The 16,797-nt window shown below is 52.6% G+C and carries 14 protein-coding genes; 13 read left to right on the top strand and 1 reads right to left on the bottom strand.

The genetic code is table 11. The annotated features are described in order from the left end of the window. The first annotated feature begins 2 nt into the window (after positions 1 to 2). The 8 genes from accC (at position 3) to NQ842_RS03300 (ending at position 8,218) form a co-directional block, all read left to right on the top strand. Positions 3 to 1,352: an acetyl-CoA carboxylase biotin carboxylase subunit gene (gene accC / locus NQ842_RS03335; protein ID WP_003860388.1), complete on the top strand. Its 1,350-nt coding sequence runs from the start codon at positions 3 to 5 to the stop codon at positions 1,350 to 1,352. A 108-nt stretch (positions 1,353 to 1,460) separates the two neighbouring features. Continuing rightward, positions 1,461 to 1,703, top strand: a complete 243-nt coding sequence (locus NQ842_RS03330; protein WP_046889005.1) for a YhdT family protein — start codon at positions 1,461 to 1,463, stop codon at positions 1,701 to 1,703. Beyond that, the gene (gene panF, locus NQ842_RS03325) at positions 1,693 to 3,144 is read left to right on the top strand and encodes a sodium/pantothenate symporter (protein WP_014833497.1); all 1,452 of its coding nucleotides are present in this window, start codon (positions 1,693 to 1,695) and stop codon (positions 3,142 to 3,144) included. The genes NQ842_RS03330 and panF overlap by 11 nt, the downstream gene beginning before the upstream one ends. Before the next feature lie 11 nt (positions 3,145 to 3,155). Further along, positions 3,156 to 4,037, top strand: coding sequence for a 50S ribosomal protein L11 methyltransferase (gene prmA / locus NQ842_RS03320; RefSeq protein ID WP_014833498.1), 882 nt, complete (start codon positions 3,156 to 3,158; stop codon positions 4,035 to 4,037). Between the two features lie 329 nt (positions 4,038 to 4,366). Beyond that, entirely contained in the window at positions 4,367 to 5,332 is a 966-nt protein-coding gene (dusB, locus tag NQ842_RS03315; RefSeq protein WP_013098996.1) for a tRNA dihydrouridine synthase DusB, read from the top strand. Between the two features lie 23 nt (positions 5,333 to 5,355). Next, entirely contained in the window at positions 5,356 to 5,652 is a 297-nt protein-coding gene (gene fis / locus NQ842_RS03310; RefSeq protein WP_000462905.1) for a DNA-binding transcriptional regulator Fis, read from the top strand. A 180-nt stretch (positions 5,653 to 5,832) separates the two neighbouring features. Then, positions 5,833 to 5,997, top strand: a complete 165-nt coding sequence (locus tag NQ842_RS03305) for a DUF2556 family protein (RefSeq protein ID WP_014833499.1) — start codon at positions 5,833 to 5,835, stop codon at positions 5,995 to 5,997. Positions 5,998 to 6,136: 139 nt separating this feature from the next. Next, entirely contained in the window at positions 6,137 to 8,218 is a 2,082-nt protein-coding gene (locus NQ842_RS03300) for a bifunctional diguanylate cyclase/phosphodiesterase (protein WP_047361177.1), read from the top strand. On the opposite strand, the gene envR is transcribed toward NQ842_RS03300, so the two are convergent. Beyond that, positions 8,134 to 8,853, bottom strand: coding sequence for an acrEF/envCD operon transcriptional regulator (envR, locus tag NQ842_RS03295; RefSeq protein ID WP_118283310.1), 720 nt, complete (start codon positions 8,851 to 8,853; stop codon positions 8,134 to 8,136). The two genes, NQ842_RS03300 and envR, sit on opposite strands and share 85 nt — an antisense overlap. 388 nt (positions 8,854 to 9,241) lie before the next feature. Here envR and NQ842_RS03290 point away from each other — a divergent pair, with 388 nt between their 5' ends. The 5 genes from NQ842_RS03290 (at position 9,242) to NQ842_RS03270 (ending at position 16,793) form a co-directional block, all read left to right on the top strand. After that, complete coding sequence (locus NQ842_RS03290; RefSeq protein ID WP_248063059.1) at positions 9,242 to 10,381, top strand: efflux RND transporter periplasmic adaptor subunit; 1,140 nt, start codon at positions 9,242 to 9,244, stop codon at positions 10,379 to 10,381. An 11-nt stretch (positions 10,382 to 10,392) separates the two neighbouring features. Beyond that, on the top strand, positions 10,393 to 13,509 hold the full coding sequence (locus NQ842_RS03285; protein ID WP_257256491.1) for an efflux RND transporter permease subunit: 3,117 nt from the start codon (positions 10,393 to 10,395) through the stop codon (positions 13,507 to 13,509). A gap of 299 nt (positions 13,510 to 13,808) precedes the next feature. Next, complete coding sequence (locus NQ842_RS03280; RefSeq protein WP_013099001.1) at positions 13,809 to 14,030, top strand: lipoprotein; 222 nt, start codon at positions 13,809 to 13,811, stop codon at positions 14,028 to 14,030. 488 nt (positions 14,031 to 14,518) lie between these two features. Continuing rightward, positions 14,519 to 15,544: an amino acid ABC transporter substrate-binding protein gene (locus tag NQ842_RS03275; RefSeq protein ID WP_046888999.1), complete on the top strand. Its 1,026-nt coding sequence runs from the start codon at positions 14,519 to 14,521 to the stop codon at positions 15,542 to 15,544. 67 nt (positions 15,545 to 15,611) lie between these two features. After that, complete coding sequence (locus NQ842_RS03270; protein ID WP_014833505.1) at positions 15,612 to 16,793, top strand: amino acid ABC transporter permease; 1,182 nt, start codon at positions 15,612 to 15,614, stop codon at positions 16,791 to 16,793. Positions 16,794 to 16,797 lie beyond the last annotated feature (4 nt).

Raw genomic sequence — 16,797 nt, 5'->3', positions numbered from 1 at the left:
ACATGCTGGATAAAATTGTTATCGCCAACCGCGGCGAGATCGCACTGCGTATTCTTCGTGCCTGTAAAGAACTGGGCATCAAGACTGTCGCTGTGCACTCAAGCGCGGACCGCGATTTAAAACACGTATTGCTGGCGGATGAGACGGTCTGTATCGGTCCGGCTCCGTCCGTAAAAAGCTATCTGAACATCCCGGCTATCATCAGCGCCGCTGAAATCACTGGCGCGGTGGCAATTCACCCGGGTTATGGCTTCCTCTCCGAGAACGCCAACTTTGCTGAGCAGGTTGAACGCTCTGGCTTTATCTTCATCGGCCCGAAAGCTGACACCATCCGCCTGATGGGCGACAAAGTGTCTGCTATCACCGCGATGAAAAAAGCCGGTGTTCCAACCGTTCCGGGTTCTGACGGCCCGCTGACTGACGACATGGATGCAAACCGCGCACATGCTAAACGCATTGGCTACCCGGTGATCATCAAGGCGTCCGGCGGCGGCGGCGGTCGCGGTATGCGCGTAGTGCGCAGCGACGCTGAACTGGCACAGTCCATCTCCATGACCAAAGCGGAAGCGAAAGCGGCTTTCAGCAACGACATGGTGTACATGGAAAAATACCTGGAAAACCCACGCCACATCGAAATTCAGGTGCTGGCTGACGGTCAGGGTAACGCTATCTATCTGGCAGAACGTGACTGCTCCATGCAGCGTCGTCACCAGAAAGTGGTCGAAGAAGCACCAGCACCGGGCATTACTCCGGAACTGCGTCGCTACATCGGCGAGCGTTGTGCCAAAGCGTGTGTCGACATCGGCTATCGCGGAGCGGGTACCTTCGAATTCCTGTTCGAAAACGGTGAGTTCTACTTCATTGAGATGAACACCCGTATTCAGGTAGAACACCCGGTTACCGAAATGATCACCGGCGTTGACCTGATCAAAGAGCAGTTGCGTATCGCTGCCGGCCAGCCTCTGTCCATCAAACAGGAAGAAGTGGTGGTCAAAGGCCATGCGGTCGAGTGCCGTATCAACGCCGAAGACCCGAATACCTTCCTGCCAAGCCCGGGTAAAATCACGCGTTTCCACGCGCCGGGTGGCTTTGGTGTACGTTGGGAGTCTCATATCTACGCCGGTTACACCGTACCGCCGTACTATGACTCCATGATCGGTAAACTGATCTGCTACGGCGAAAACCGTGACGTGGCGATTGCCCGCATGAAGAACGCCCTGCAGGAACTGATCATCGACGGTATCAAAACCAACGTTGATCTGCAGATGCGTATCATGAGCGACGAGCACTTCCAGAATGGTGGGACCAACATCCACTATCTGGAGAAAAAACTCGGTCTCAACGAGAAGTAAGAAAGCATCTTTGCGAAAAGGCCGGTTTAACCGGCCTTTTTTATTTCTGGGGATCGTCAAGGCCCATCATGTACAATCCCCGCTTTCTTCATCCACAAGGGACAAAAAATGGACAAACGTTTTGTTCAGGCCCATAAAGAAGCGCGCTGGGCGCTGTGGCTGACCCTTCTCTATCTTATTGCGTGGTTAGTGACTGCTTACTTACCTGATTCTGCAATGGGCATCACCGGCCTGCCGCACTGGTTTGAAATGGCCTGTCTGCTGGTACCGCTGATTTTTATCCTGCTATGTTGGGCAATGGTGAAATTCATTTATCGCGATATTCCGCTGGAGGACGACGATGCAGCTTGAAGTCATTCTGCCGCTTATCGCGTATTTGTTGGTCGTGTTTGGCGTGTCCGTGTATGCGATGCGCAAAAGGGCAACCGGCACCTTCCTGAACGAATATTTCCTCGGCAGCCGTTCAATGGGCGGCATTGTGTTAGCGATGACGCTCACCGCCACCTACATCAGCGCCAGTTCATTTATTGGCGGTCCCGGTGCGGCCTATAAATATGGGTTAGGCTGGGTGCTGCTGGCGATGATCCAGCTTCCTGCCGTCTGGCTCTCTCTGGGAATACTCGGCAAAAAATTCGCTATCCTGGCGCGTCGTTATAATGCCGTGACGCTAAACGACATGCTGTTTGCCCGTTACCGCAGCCGTTTACTGGTATGGCTGGCAAGTTTAAGCCTGCTGGTCGCCTTTATTGGTGCGATGACGGTGCAGTTTATTGGCGGTGCGCGTCTGCTTGAAACCGCCGCGGGGATCCCTTACGAGACAGGCCTGCTTATCTTTGGGATCAGTATCGCGCTTTATACGGCGTTTGGTGGATTCCGCGCCAGCGTACTGAACGACACTCTGCAGGGCATGGTGATGCTCATCGGCACCATTGTGCTGCTGGTGGGGGTTGTCCATGCGGCAGGCGGCCTGAGCCATGCTGTTGAAACCCTGGAAGCGATTGACCCGAAACTGGTCGCGCCAGAAGGGGCTGATGATATTCTGTCGCCCACCTTTATGACCTCTTTCTGGGTGCTGGTCTGCTTTGGTGTCATTGGTCTGCCGCATACCGCCGTACGGTGTATCTCGTATAAAGACAGTAAAGCTGTCCACCGCGGGATTATTATCGGCACCATTGTGGTGGCGATCCTGATGTTGGGAATGCATCTGGCAGGAGCATTAGGCCGTGCGGTGATCCCTGACCTTACCGTGCCCGATCTGGTGATCCCTACCCTGATGGTAAAAGTCCTGCCACCGTTTGCTGCCGGGATTTTCCTTGCCGCACCGATGGCTGCCATTATGTCGACAATCAACGCTCAGTTGCTGCAAAGTTCCGCTACGATTATCAAAGATCTCTATCTGAATTTGCGTCCCGAGCAGATGGAAAACGAACGACGCTTAAAACGCATGTCTGCGGTGATCACTCTGGTGTTAGGGGCACTGCTGCTGCTGGCCGCCTGGCGTCCGCCGGAGATGATCATCTGGCTAAACCTGCTTGCGTTTGGCGGTCTGGAAGCGGTATTCCTCTGGCCGCTGGTGCTGGGCCTCTACTGGGAGCGCGCGAATGCTGCAGGCGCCCTGAGCGGCATGATTGTTGGCGGTGTCGTTTATGCTCTACTCGCCACCTTTAAGATCCAGTACCTGGGCTTCCACCCGATTGTCCCTTCGTTACTGTTAAGTTTACTGGCGTTTGTGGTGGGGAACCGTTTCGGTCAACCCGTCCCACAACCCGCTATGATGTCTACTGATAAATAAAGAGTTTTGCCATGCCGTGGATCCAACTAAAACTGAACACAACCGGTGCTCACGCCGAAGAGCTGAGCGATGCGCTGATGGAGGCCGGCTCGGTCTCTATCACCTTCCAGGACACGCATGACACGCCGGTCTTTGAGCCGCTGCCAGGTGAAACCCGCCTGTGGGGCGATACCGACGTCATCGGCCTCTTTGATGCCGAAACCGACATGAAAGAAGTGGTCGCGATTCTGGAACATCATCCTCTGCTGGGCGCAGGTTTTGCGCACAAAATTGAACAGCTGGAAGACAAAGACTGGGAACGCGAATGGATGGATAACTTCCACCCGATGCAGTTTGGCAAGCGTCTGTGGATCTGCCCAAGCTGGCGCGAGGTGCCCGATGAAAACGCGGTCAACGTGATGCTCGATCCGGGTCTGGCATTTGGTACCGGCACCCACCCGACCACCTCACTGTGCCTGCAGTGGCTGGATGGTCTGGATCTGGAAGGGAAAACCGTGATCGACTTCGGCTGTGGATCCGGGATCCTCGCCATTGCCGCACTGAAGCTGGGCGCCGCAAAAGCCATCGGGATCGATATCGATCCGCAGGCTATTCAGGCCAGTCGTGATAACGCCGAGCGTAACGGCGTTTCCGATCGCCTTGAGCTGTATCTCCCTGACGCGCAGCCAGAGGCCATGAAAGCCGATGTGGTGGTCGCGAACATCCTGGCGGGCCCATTACGCGAGCTTGCACCGTTAATCAGTGTGCTGCCCGTTGAGGGCGGTCTGCTGGGACTTTCCGGGATCCTGGCAAGCCAGGCTGACAGCGTTTGCGAAGCCTACGCCGATCTCTTCACCCTCGATCCGGTGGTGGAAAAAGAAGAGTGGTGCCGCATCACGGGCCGTAAAAAATAAGAACATTTTTCGTACTGAGATGATGTCCTAAAATGCGACACAGATCGCATAGAAGCGGGAGAATCTGCTGCTAAAAACAGCAGAATATCCCGCTCAACCGATTCATTTTTTGAGAAATGATGAGAAGTTACGGGAAATTGTAAGCGGTCATAAAATCGCCGTTAATACATAACACAATGATTTAAATAAAAAATAATTTTCATCATTGTGACTGGGTGGCGATTCCTTGATCTACAACAGTGGATTGTTCAAAGTTTGGCCTTTCATCTCGTGCAAAAAATGCGTAATATACGCCGCCTTGCAGTCACAGTATGGTCATTTCTTAACTCATGCGCATCGGACACCACCAGCTCAGAAATCGCCTGATCGCAGCCCCAATGGCAGGTATTACCGACCGGCCGTTCAGGACGCTGTGCTATGAGATGGGAGCCGGTTTAACCGTTTCCGAGATGATGTCGTCTAACCCGCAGGTCTGGGAAAGCGATAAATCCCGCCTTCGGATGGTGCACATTGATGAACCAGGTATTCGCACCGTGCAAATCGCCGGAAGTGTGCCTGAAGAGATGGCAGATGCCGCGCGGATTAACGTGGAAAGTGGCGCCCAGATTATTGATATCAACATGGGTTGCCCGGCCAAAAAAGTGAATCGCAAGCTTGCAGGTTCAGCCCTTCTGCAATACCCCGACCAGGTGAAGTCAATCCTGACGGCGGTTGTCAGCGCAGTGGACGTTCCTGTTACGTTGAAGATTCGCACGGGTTGGTCGCCGGAACACCGTAACTGTGTAGAGATTGCCCAACTGGCCGAAGACTGTGGCATTCAGGCCCTGACCATTCATGGACGCACTCGCGCCTGTTTGTTCAACGGTGAAGCTGAATACGACAGCATTCGGGCAGTTAAGCAGAAAGTTTCCATTCCGATTATCGCGAATGGCGACATTACTGACCCGCTTAAAGCCAGAGCTGTGCTCGACTATACGGGAGCTGATGCTCTGATGATAGGACGTGCAGCTCAGGGAAGACCCTGGATCTTTCGGGAAATCCAGCATTATCTGGACACTGGGGAGCTGCTTGCCCCGCTGCCACTGGCAGAGGTTAAGCGCTTGCTTTGTTCGCATGTTCGGGAACTGCATGACCACTACGGTCAGGCAAAAGGGTACCGAATTGCGCGTAAACACGTCTCCTGGTATCTCCAGGAGCACGCTCCAAATGACCAGTTTCGGCGCACATTCAACGCCATAGAGGATGCCAGCGAACAGCTGGAGGCGTTGGAGGCATACTTCGAAAATCTTGCGTAATGAAATAAAGAGCTGACAGAACTATGTTCGAACAACGCGTAAATTCTGACGTACTGACCGTTTCTACCGTTAACTCTCAGGACCAGGTAACTCAAAAACCCCTGCGTGACTCGGTTAAACAGGCACTGAAGAACTATTTTGCTCAACTGAATGGTCAGGATGTTAATGACCTCTATGAGCTGGTACTGGCTGAAGTTGAACAGCCACTGTTGGACATGGTGATGCAATACACCCGCGGTAACCAAACCCGCGCTGCGCTGATGATGGGTATCAACCGTGGTACCCTGCGTAAGAAACTGAAAAAATACGGCATGAACTAATTTCGGTTAGCGAAATGCTTGTTTAAAAAGGCGCTACCTGGCATGGGGATGCGCCTTTTTTATTGCCCCAGACCTGCTACCGTCAACGCTTTGTAAACCTTCGCTTCCCCCACTTTCCAACCGCGACTTTTCGTGTATATTTCCACCACCTTACTGGCTCTCTTCTCCCGGAATGTCACAATGATTCGTAAATACTGGTGGCTGGTTGTCTTTGCTGTCTCCGTTTTTATCTTCGATACGCTGCTGATGCAGTGGATTGAACTGATGAGCACCGAGACCGACAAGTGTCGCAATATGAATTCTGTGAACCCGCTTAAACTCGTCAATTGTTCAGAGCTGGACTGAGCCGCTAACGTCGCCAAAACCCCCGAAATCCCCTGGTAAAAACGGGGATTTAAATCCCTTTGAGTCATTACCTTACGATGATAATGTCTCGCCCTTCCCAATCGCTCCTGCGTAACCTCACACTCGAGTTGAACCGATCATGCTGGTTAGCCAATACAACCATATCCTTGTAGTCCTCTCCTTTGTTGTTGCCATCCTTGCTGCCTATACCGCGCTGAATATGGCCGCGCGTGTCGCGGGGAGTCAGGGGGTCGCAGCTCGCATCTGGCTGGCCGGTGGCGGTATTGCAATGGGTATTGGCGTATGGGCGATGCATTTCATCGGCATGCTGGCAATGGATCTCTCCATGAGCATGAGCTACAACGCCACCCTGACGGGGTTATCTATGGTCATTGCCGTAGGTTCATCCTTGTTTGCATTGTGGCTTGTCAGCTGCGAACAGCTGCGTTTGCGCCGTCTGCTGCCCGGTGCACTGGTGATGGGAAGCGGTATTGTGGCCATGCATTACACCGGTATGGCGGCACTGGAGGTCACGCCCGGTATTATCTGGGATAAAACCTGGGTGGGTATATCGGTGGCTATCGCGCTTGCGGCGTCGCTCACGGCACTGTGGCTGACATTCCGCCTGCGTCATGAAGCCGCCCAGGTGGCGCTAATGCGCATGGGTGCCGCGATCACGATGGGGATCGCCATTGCCGGAATGCACTACGCGGGGATGAAAGCCGCCCAGTTTCCGATGTCGACCATGGCACACCATGACGGCATTAACGGCAGCTGGCTGGCTGTGCTGGTGAGCGTCGTCGCGCTCGCCATCCTTGGGATCACCCTGCTGGTCTCCATGCTGGATGCGCGCCTTCAGGCACGCACCTCTCTCCTTGCCTCATCCCTGGCAGAAGCTAACCGGGAGCTGGCTCAACTGGCACTGCAAGATACGCTGACGCGCCTGCCCAATCGTATCCTGCTGGAAGACCGACTCGACCAGGCCATCAACAAAGCAGACCGTGAGGGTACGCATTTCGCATTGATGTTCATGGATCTCGACGGTTTTAAAGCCGTCAATGACGCCTACGGTCATGATGTCGGCGATAAGCTGCTGGTGGCCGTTACGCAGCGCCTGCTGCTCCCCCTGAAAGGCCAGTTCACGCTTGCACGTATTGGCGGTGATGAATTTGTGCTGCTCGCAGAAGCAGAAGGCCCGGACGATGCGGCCTCCCTCGCCAACGCGCTGGTACGCGCGATTGATAGCCCGTTCAATCTGGATCCGTATGAGCTGGTGGTGACCCTTAGCATTGGTATTGCGCTGTATCCGCACGACGGCAAAACCGAGCGCGAACTGATGTTTAACGCCGATGCGGCGATGTACCACACCAAGCATATGGGCCGTAACGGTTATCACTTTTTCCAGCCCTCCATGAACACCCTGGCGCAAACCCATCTGCAGCTCATGAACGATCTGTGGCTGGCCATCGATCGTAATGAACTCCAGCTGCATTATCAGCCCAAATTCCACGCTCCGGCAGGCCCGATACTTGGATTTGAAGCGCTCCTGCGCTGGCAACACCCGAAGCAGGGATTACTCACGCCAGACCTGTTCCTGCCGCTGGCGGAAAAAACAGGGCAGATCATTCCGATTGGTAACTGGGTTCTCAATGAAGCCTGCCGCCAGTTGCGTGAATGGCACCTTAAAGGACATCAAAACTGGTCGATGGCAGTGAATCTGTCGACGCTGCAGTTTGAACAGCCGTCACTGGTTAATACGGTGCTCGAGTGTCTGGCACGTCATCAGGTACCACCGGAAATGCTGATCCTGGAAGTGACGGAAACGACCGCGATGAGCAATCCGGATGAGAGCGTGCGGGTGTTGACGGAGTTGACGAATGCGGGCGTGAAAGCCTCCATTGATGACTTTGGTACCGGATACTCGAGCCTGCTGTATCTTAAACGCTTACCCGCCTGTGAATTGAAAATCGACAGGGCGTTTGTGAAAGAGTTAAGTGGGGAAAGCGAAGATGCGACGATTGTCTCCGCGATTGTCGCCCTGGCGAAAACGCTGAATCTGAAAGTGGTGGCTGAAGGGGTGGAGACCGAAGCCCAACAAGCCTTTTTGACAGAGCTGGGGTGTAATACCCTTCAGGGTTATTTGTTAGGCAAACCTGTCAGCGCACAGACCATTGAGACGCTTTGCGAGCAGGGAGAGATCTTGCCCGACACTGAGTCGTAAGTCTCTTCACGTGGCGACATTCGCGTAACAGGGAGTGTCGCCAGGATGTTATCGACCAGAGCGGGAGCCTGCTGATAAAGATTAAAACTGTTGTTATTCATTAACCAGTTTTTAATTATTCCACTAAAAAATCCATGGAACACAATCAGCGTTAAATCCACATTCATCTGCGCCGAAATAATGTTTCGCGAAATACACGTTTCCAGCGTCGCACGCAGAGCGTCATCGTTGAAGCCAATGCGCTTCCTGATTTCATACTCTGAAATCATATCGCTGGCAAATTCACACTTATGATACAAAATTTGTAAAAGTGCACACTGGCGTGGCTCATGTGCAATATATTGCAACGCCGTGATGAATTGCTCACGAAGCATTAACAATGGGTCAGCATTGGCGGAAAGAGAAAGTCTGTCGCGAATGATGTCACGAAGCGGCAATTGCTGTTCCCAAATCGCATTAAATATTTCTGCTTTGCTGCTGAAATGCCAGTAGACGGCACCACGTGTCACCTTTGCCGCATCCGCGATATCCGTCAGCGTGGTGTTTGCCACACCGCGCGTCGCAAACTGCCCGATAGCCGCTTCAATCAGCTGTTGACGGGTCTGTTGAGCCTCTGCTTTCTTTTTACGCACCATAGACGACTACTCGTTACTCACAAGATTTAAGCTGTAAATCGGAGGTTGGTCGTCGGGAGTATTCATTTAAACCGGTTTTATTTCTGCACAAAAAACGTCAATCCGCTTAATTTATAATTGAGATAAATATTTAGCAGCAATTAGATTCATATAATATATGAATACCGGTTATCAAACGCCCTTAACCTGATTAGCCTTCCAGAACTATTTTGTTGCTTCTATAAGTTCCGGCTCTGACTTTTTTATTATTAGTGAATTCATTCGCACTTATAAATTAAAAAACATTAAATACCCTCATTATTATACGCAGCTACATTTTTTGTTTTTGTCCCCTGCCCTGTCACCGATTCACGGAAATATCGGTTAATGGGTATTTAAAGGAACAGTAATGACGAATCATTTCAGACGCTTATCCTTAACCGGTTTTATTGTCTGCGCCGCACTGCTTACCGGATGCGATGGGCAGGAAAACCAACAACATCAACCGCAGCCTCCTCAGGTGAGTGTACATATTGTTAAAAGTGCCCCCCTGAATGTCACTACAGAGCTTCCTGGCAGAACCGATGCGTTTCGCGTTGCGGAAGTGCGTCCTCAGGTTAGCGGTATTATCCTGCGTCGCAATTTCACCGAAGGCAGCGATGTCAAAGCTGGTCAGTCACTTTATCAGATCGATCCCGCCAGCTATCAGGCGGCGTATGACAACGCAAAAGGGGAGCTGGCGAAAGCCCAGGCGGCAGCCAATATTGCGCACCTGACGGTGAAACGTTATCTCCCGCTCGTGGGCACACAGTATGTCAGTAAGCAGGAGTACGACCAGGCCGTCGCGACGGCTCAGCAGGCGGATGCCAGCGTCGTTGCCGCAAAAGCAGGGGTTGAAAGCGCACGCATCAACCTCGCCTATACCAAAGTCACCTCTCCCGTCGATGGTCGCATTGGTAAATCCAGCGTGACCGAGGGAGCACTTGTCACCAACGGCCAGGCAAACGCCATGGCAACGGTACAGCAGCTGGATCCGATGTATGTCGATGTCACCCAGTCCAGCAATGATTTTATGCGTCTGAAGCAGACAAGCCTGCAAAAAGGTGAGACCACCAGCACCGTCGAGCTGTTGATGGAGAATGGTCAGCCTTATCCGCTAAAAGGGACGCTGCAGTTTTCCGACGTGACGGTTGATGAAAGCACCGGCTCCATCACCCTGCGGGCGATTTTCCCGAATCCACAGCACCTGCTGTTACCGGGCATGTTTGTACGTGCCCGCATTAATGAGGGTACACAGCCGAATGCGATTCTGGTTCCCCAGCAAGGCGTGACCCGCACACCGCGTGGGGATGCAACCGTCCTGATTGTTAACGCCAAAAACCAGGTCGAGTCACGCACCGTCGTTGCATCCCAGGCCATTGGCGATCGCTGGCTGATCACGGAAGGACTGAAAGACGGTGACCGCGTGATTGTCAGTGGGTTACAAAAAGTCAGGCCTGGGGCTACCGTCGTCGCCACACCCGATACCTCTACAACTCCAGCCGGTTAAGGAACGACGACATGGCTAATTTCTTTATCCAGAGGCCGGTTTTCGCCTGGGTTCTCGCCATCATTTTGATGATTGCTGGTGGGCTGGCGATCCTCAAACTGCCCGTCGCGCAGTATCCGACTATCGCCCCACCCGCGGTTGCCATAACCGCGACCTATCCCGGCGCAGATGCCCAGACGGTGCAGGATACCGTGACGCAGGTTATCGAACAGAACATGAACGGCGTCGATAACCTGATGTATATGTCATCCACCAGCGACTCTGCAGGTAACGTCACCCTTACCCTGACGTTTGAGTCAGGTACAGACCCGGACATCGCGCAGGTTCAGGTCCAGAACAAACTTCAGCTCGCCATGCCGCTGTTGCCGCAGGAGGTCCAGCAACAAGGGATCGGCGTTAAAAAAGCCAGCAGCAGCTTCCTGCTGGTTGCCGGCTTTGTTTCCGACAATAAAAATCTCTCGCAGGACGACATCTCTGACTATGTCGCCTCGAATGTGAAAGATGCGATTAGCCGAACCACGGGGGTGGGTGATGTTCAGCTGTTTGGTGCCCAGTATGCGATGCGTATCTGGCTCGACAGCAACGCAATGAACAAATATCAGCTGACGCCGCTGGACATTATTAATCAACTGAAAACCCAGAACGATCAGATTGCGGCAGGCCAGTTAGGTGGCACACCGTCTGTACCGGGCCAGCAGCTGAACGCCTCGATCATTGCGCAAACCCGCCTGAAATCACCGGAAGAGTTTGGCCGCGTGACGCTGAAGGTGAACCAGGACGGCTCGATGGTGCATTTGAAGGACGTGGCACGCATTGAACTGGGTGGCGAAAACTACAATATGGTGACCAAAATCAACGGGCAGGCTGCAACTGGCCTGGGGATTAAGCTGGCAACCGGTGCAAATGCGCTGGATACGGCTGCAGCCATCAAGAGCAAGCTGGCCCAGCTACAGCAATTCTTCCCACAAGGTCTGAAGGTGGTTTATCCGTACGACACCACACCGTTTGTGAAGATCTCGATTCACGAAGTGGTGAAAACCCTGTTTGAAGCGATCATTCTCGTCTTCCTGGTGATGTATCTGTTTCTGCAAAACCTGCGCGCGACGCTTATCCCCACTATCGCGGTGCCGGTTGTTTTGCTGGGAACCTTCGCGGTGCTGGCGGCATTCGGGTTCTCCATCAATACCCTGACGATGTTCGGGATGGTGCTGGCAATAGGCTTGCTGGTTGATGATGCCATTGTGGTCGTTGAGAACGTCGAACGCGTGATGGTAGAGGACAAACTGCCGCCAAAAGAGGCGACACAGAAGTCGATGGAACAGATCCAGGGTGCTCTGGTGGGGATTGCCATGGTGCTCTCGGCGGTCTTTATTCCGATGGCATTTTTCGGTGGTTCAACCGGGGCCATCTATCGCCAGTTTTCACTGACCATCGTTTCGGCAATGGCGCTCTCCGTGTTGGTCGCCCTGATCCTGACCCCCGCGCTGTGCGCCACCCTGCTTAAACCGGTATCCGGCGATCACCACGAAAAAAAAGGCGGTTTCTTTGGCTGGTTTAATGCGCTTTTTGACAAGAGCGTGGAGCATTACAGCAACAGCGTGAGCGGTATTTTGCGCAAGACCGGACGCTATCTGGTGGTGTACATCATTATCGTCGGTGGCATGGCGGTACTGTTTCTGCGTTTACCCACCTCCTTCCTGCCCGAAGAGGACCAGGGCGTATTTATGACGATGGTTCAGCTTCCGGCCGGTGCAACCCAGACGCGCACGCAGCAGGTTCTCGACCAGGTACAGAACTATTACCTGAATAACGAAAAGGCCAACGTCGAATCCGTCTTTACGGTAAATGGTTTTAGCTTTAGCGGTCAGGGCCAGAACGCCGGAATTGCCTTCGTCAGCCTGAAACCCTGGGAAGCGCGACCGGGCGCGGAAAATAGCGTTGAAGCAATTGTTGGCCGCGCGACAAAAGCCTTCAGCCAGATAAAAGACGGTCTCGTATTTCCGTTCAACCTGCCTGCGATTATCGAGCTGGGAACTGCAACGGGCTTCGACTTTGAACTGATTGACCAGGCAAATCTGGGCCATACCCAGCTGACTCAGGCACGGAATAAATTGCTCGGACTGGTGAAAGCACACCCTGACATGCTGGTACGCGTGCGCCCCAACGGTCTTGAAGATACCCCTCAGTTTAAACTGGATGTCGACCAGGAGAAGGCTCAGGCGCTGGGTATCAGTCTTTCTGATGTCAACCAGACCATTTCGACGGCATTAGGGGGAACCTATGTAAATGACTTTATCGATCATGGACGGGTGAAAAAAGTGTATGTTCAGGCCGATGCGCGCTTCCGTATGCTGCCCGGGGACATCAACAACCTCTATGTACGCAGCGCGAATGGCGAAATGGTGCCTTTCTCCGCCTTTAGTACCTCTCGCTGGGTATACGGTTCCCCTCGCCTGGAGCGTTACAACGGAGTGCCATCCATGGAGATTATTGGTGAGTCTGCACCCGGTAAAAGTACCGGAGAGGCAATGGCACTGATGGAGAGTCTTGCTGCAAAACTGCCTTCCGGCATCGGCTTTGACTGGACAGGAATGTCTTATCAGGAGCGACTGTCCGGAAACCAGGCTCCTGCCCTGTATGCCATTTCACTGATTGTGGTGTTCCTGTGCCTGGCTGCCCTTTACGAAAGCTGGTCCATCCCATTCTCAGTGATGCTGGTGGTGCCGTTGGGGGTCATTGGGGCCTTTATTGCGGCATCGTTACGTGGCTTAAATAATGACGTCTATTTCCAGGTAGGTCTGCTGACAACGATTGGTTTGTCGGCCAAAAACGCCATTCTGATCGTCGAGTTTGCTAAAGATCTGATGGAAAAAGAGGGTAAAGGCATAATCGAAGCCACGCTTGAGGCCTCAAGGATGCGCCTTCGCCCAATTCTGATGACCTCGCTGGCCTTTATTCTCGGCGTTATGCCGCTGGTGATCAGCACTGGTGCCGGGAGCGGTGCGCAAAACGCAGTCGGGACAGGGGTAATGGGAGGCATGCTTTCTGCGACGCTTCTGGCTATCTTCTTCGTGCCTGTTTTCTTTGTGGTTGTCCGAAGACGGTTTACCCGCCACAAAGCGTGTTGAATACCTGAAAGGCACCGCGGGTGCCTTTTTTATTCTCAATATAAACAGTGTATTAGGTTTTATATTTGTCAGCTTTAAAAATCACTCGTTTGCATTAAGTAAAAATCTCATATTGCCACTCCATAATTTCTCCATTAATTCGCTCTGACTAAACGCTTTTCTCCACGATGTTTACAAACCACATAATTTGAGATTATTCCTCGTGTAACGCGGGGTTATCCCGGTGGTAAAATAAGCTCCAGTTCGTTAATGGCCCTCCTGGCTTTATAGCGAATGCGAAATAATACTGAGGTAACATCATGAAAAGATTCATTTCCGTTGCACTACTCGCTGCGCTGCTGGCTGGATGCGCGCACGACTCTCCATGTGTACCGGTATACGACGATCAGGGCCGACTGGTTCATACCAATACCTGTATGAAAGGCACCACTCAGGATAACTGGGAAACAGCAGGTGCTATCGCCGGCGGTGCTGCCGCTGTAGCGGGCTTAACGCTGGGTATTGTTGCCCTGACCCGGTAACGCCAGTGGCGTAACATACCTTGTGAAAGCGCGGCGTTGTCCGCGCTTTTGCTTTTAAATAGTGCAGTATTTTCAGATAAGTAAAAAAATAGCCCTGCTTTTATGCCTGGAAATTATTTCAGACTGAAGTCAATCACATTTTTTTCCTGCATCTTATTAAGTTTCATATTCTATCGTGATGATTTTCACCTATTAATCCCATTTATTACCCTGCCAATATTCACCTCAGAAACCATCTCTCATTTTAATCTCTCCGACAGGCAAACTTTTGCTCCGATTTGTGGCACAGGTTGTAATTTCGCACTGTTTCGGGGCGCTCGATTTATTTAAGCCTGTCTACACTCAGCATTAAGCGTTCACTTATCACTTATTTTGTCGAGCGCAAAACCTGGCATTACGTTTGCTTTATAAACGTTGGCCAACGCCACAGACGGGTAAAAGTGTTTAAACACCTCAATAACGATAAATTTAGCCACACAGGATGCATTATGAAAAAGACGATGATAGCCAGCCTGACCGCCGCGGGCATGTTGTTTGCTGTTGCGGGTCAGGCCCATGCGGGCACGACGCTGGATGCCGTTAAAAAGAAAGGTTTTGTTCAATGCGGTATTAGCGATGGTTTGCCTGGCTTCTCTTATGCCGATGCGAACGGCAAATTTACCGGTATCGATGTTGACGTCTGCCGGGGCGTCGCCGCTGCCGTTTTTGGTGATGACAGCAAAGTAAAATATACCCCGCTGACGGCAAAAGAACGTTTCACCGCGCTGCAGTCCGGCGAAGTTGACATGCTCTCACGTAATACCACCTGGACCTCCTCCCGTGACGCGGGCATGGGGATGTCTTTCACCGGTGTCACCTATTATGACGGCATCGGTTTCCTGACCCACAATAAAGCGGGCCTGAAAAGCGCCAAAGAGCTGGATGGTGCGACCGTTTGTATTCAGGCAGGTACCGATACTGAACTTAACGTCGCGGATTATTTCAAAGCGAACAACATGAAGTACACGCCGGTGACATTCGATCGCTCTGATGAATCAGCCAAAGCGCTGGAATCAGGCCGTTGCGATACGCTGGCTTCTGACCAGTCGCAACTCTACGCGCTGCGTATCAAGCTGAGCAACCCGGCAGAGTGGATTGTCCTGCCTGAAGTGATCTCCAAAGAGCCTCTTGGGCCCGTCGTTCGCCGTGGCGACGAAGACTGGTTCTCTATCGTTCGCTGGACCCTGTTTGCCATGTTGAACGCCGAAGAGATGGGCATCAGTTCGAAAAACGTCGATGAGAAAGCCGCCAAACCATCCACCCCGGATATGGCACACCTGCTGGGCACGGAAGGCGATTTTGGCAAGGATCTGAAGCTGGATAACAAGTGGGCGTACAACATCATTAAACAGGTAGGCAACTACGCTGAGATCTTTGAGCGCAACGTAGGCTCGGAAAGCCCGCTGAAGATCAAACGCGGCCAGAACAATCTCTGGAATAACGGCGGTATTCAGTACGCACCGCCAGTACGTTAAGTCTTAGCTGTAACGGGCACTGCGAACGCAGTGCCCACTCCAGAGTCATGGTTACCGAGGTTTCTTTATGTCCCATCGCCGCTCCCCCGTAAAAGGATCGCTATCCTTTTCTCATCCCGCGGTCCGCGCCTGGCTATTCCAGATTATTGCCATTCTTGCGGTTGTTCTTATCGCCATTTATTTGATTCATAACACGGTTACCAATCTGAATAATCGCGGTATTACCTCCGGCTTTGCTTTTCTGGATCGCAGTGCGGGTTTTGGCATTGTTCAGCATCTTATTGACTATCAGGAAGGCGATACGTACGGACGCGTGTTCCTGGTCGGTTTACTCAATACACTGCTGGTATCTGCACTGTGTATTGTGTTTGCGTCTATTCTGGGCTTTTTTATTGGCCTTGCTCGCCTCTCAGAAAACTGGCTGCTGCGAAAGCTGTCCACCATTTACATTGAGACGTTCCGTAATATCCCGCCACTGCTACAGATCTTTTTCTGGTATTTCGCCGTACTGCGTAACCTTCCTGGTCCACGTCAGGCTGTCGATGCCTTCGATCTGTTTTTCCTGAGCAACCGTGGTCTCTATATTCCTTCACCTGAACTCGCAGAAGGGATGTATGCTTTTATCGCCGCGATCATCATCGCGCTCGCCCTCTCTGCCGGGCTGTTTCGCTATAACCGCAAACATCAGATCAAAACCGGGCAGCTTCGCAAGACATGGCCCATTGCGGCGCTCCTGATCATCGGTCTGCCGCTACTGACACACTGGCTATTTGGTGCCGCGTTACACTGGGATGTGCCACATCTGCGGGGCTTTAACTTCCAGGGCGGGATGGTGTTAATTCCTGAACTGGCGGCCCTGACGCTGGCCCTTTCCATTTATACGTCCGCGTTTATCGCCGAAATTATTCGGGCGGGGATCCAGGCAGTTCCGCATGGACAGCACGAGGCAGCCCGCTCCCTGGGGTTACCTCATACGGTGACGCTTCGACAGGTCATTATTCCGCAGGCGTTACGGGTCATCATTCCGCCCCTGACCAGCCAGTACCTCAATATTGTCAAAAACTCGTCGCTGGCGGCCGCTATTGGCTACCCGGATATGGTGTCACTCTTCGCCGGCACCGTGCTTAACCAGACCGGACAGGCCATTGAAACCATTGCCATCACCATGTCTGTCTATCTGATTATCAGCCTGGCGATCTCACTGCTGATGAACCTGTATAACCGTCGTATAGCACTGGTCGAGCGCTAAGGAA

The organism is Enterobacter cloacae complex sp. R_G8, from assembly GCF_024599795.1.
Taxonomy (GTDB): Bacteria; Pseudomonadota; Gammaproteobacteria; order Enterobacterales; family Enterobacteriaceae; genus Enterobacter; species Enterobacter dissolvens.
The sequence above is the reverse complement of the archived record's forward strand: the minus strand, read 5'-3'. Positions and strand labels throughout refer to the sequence as shown.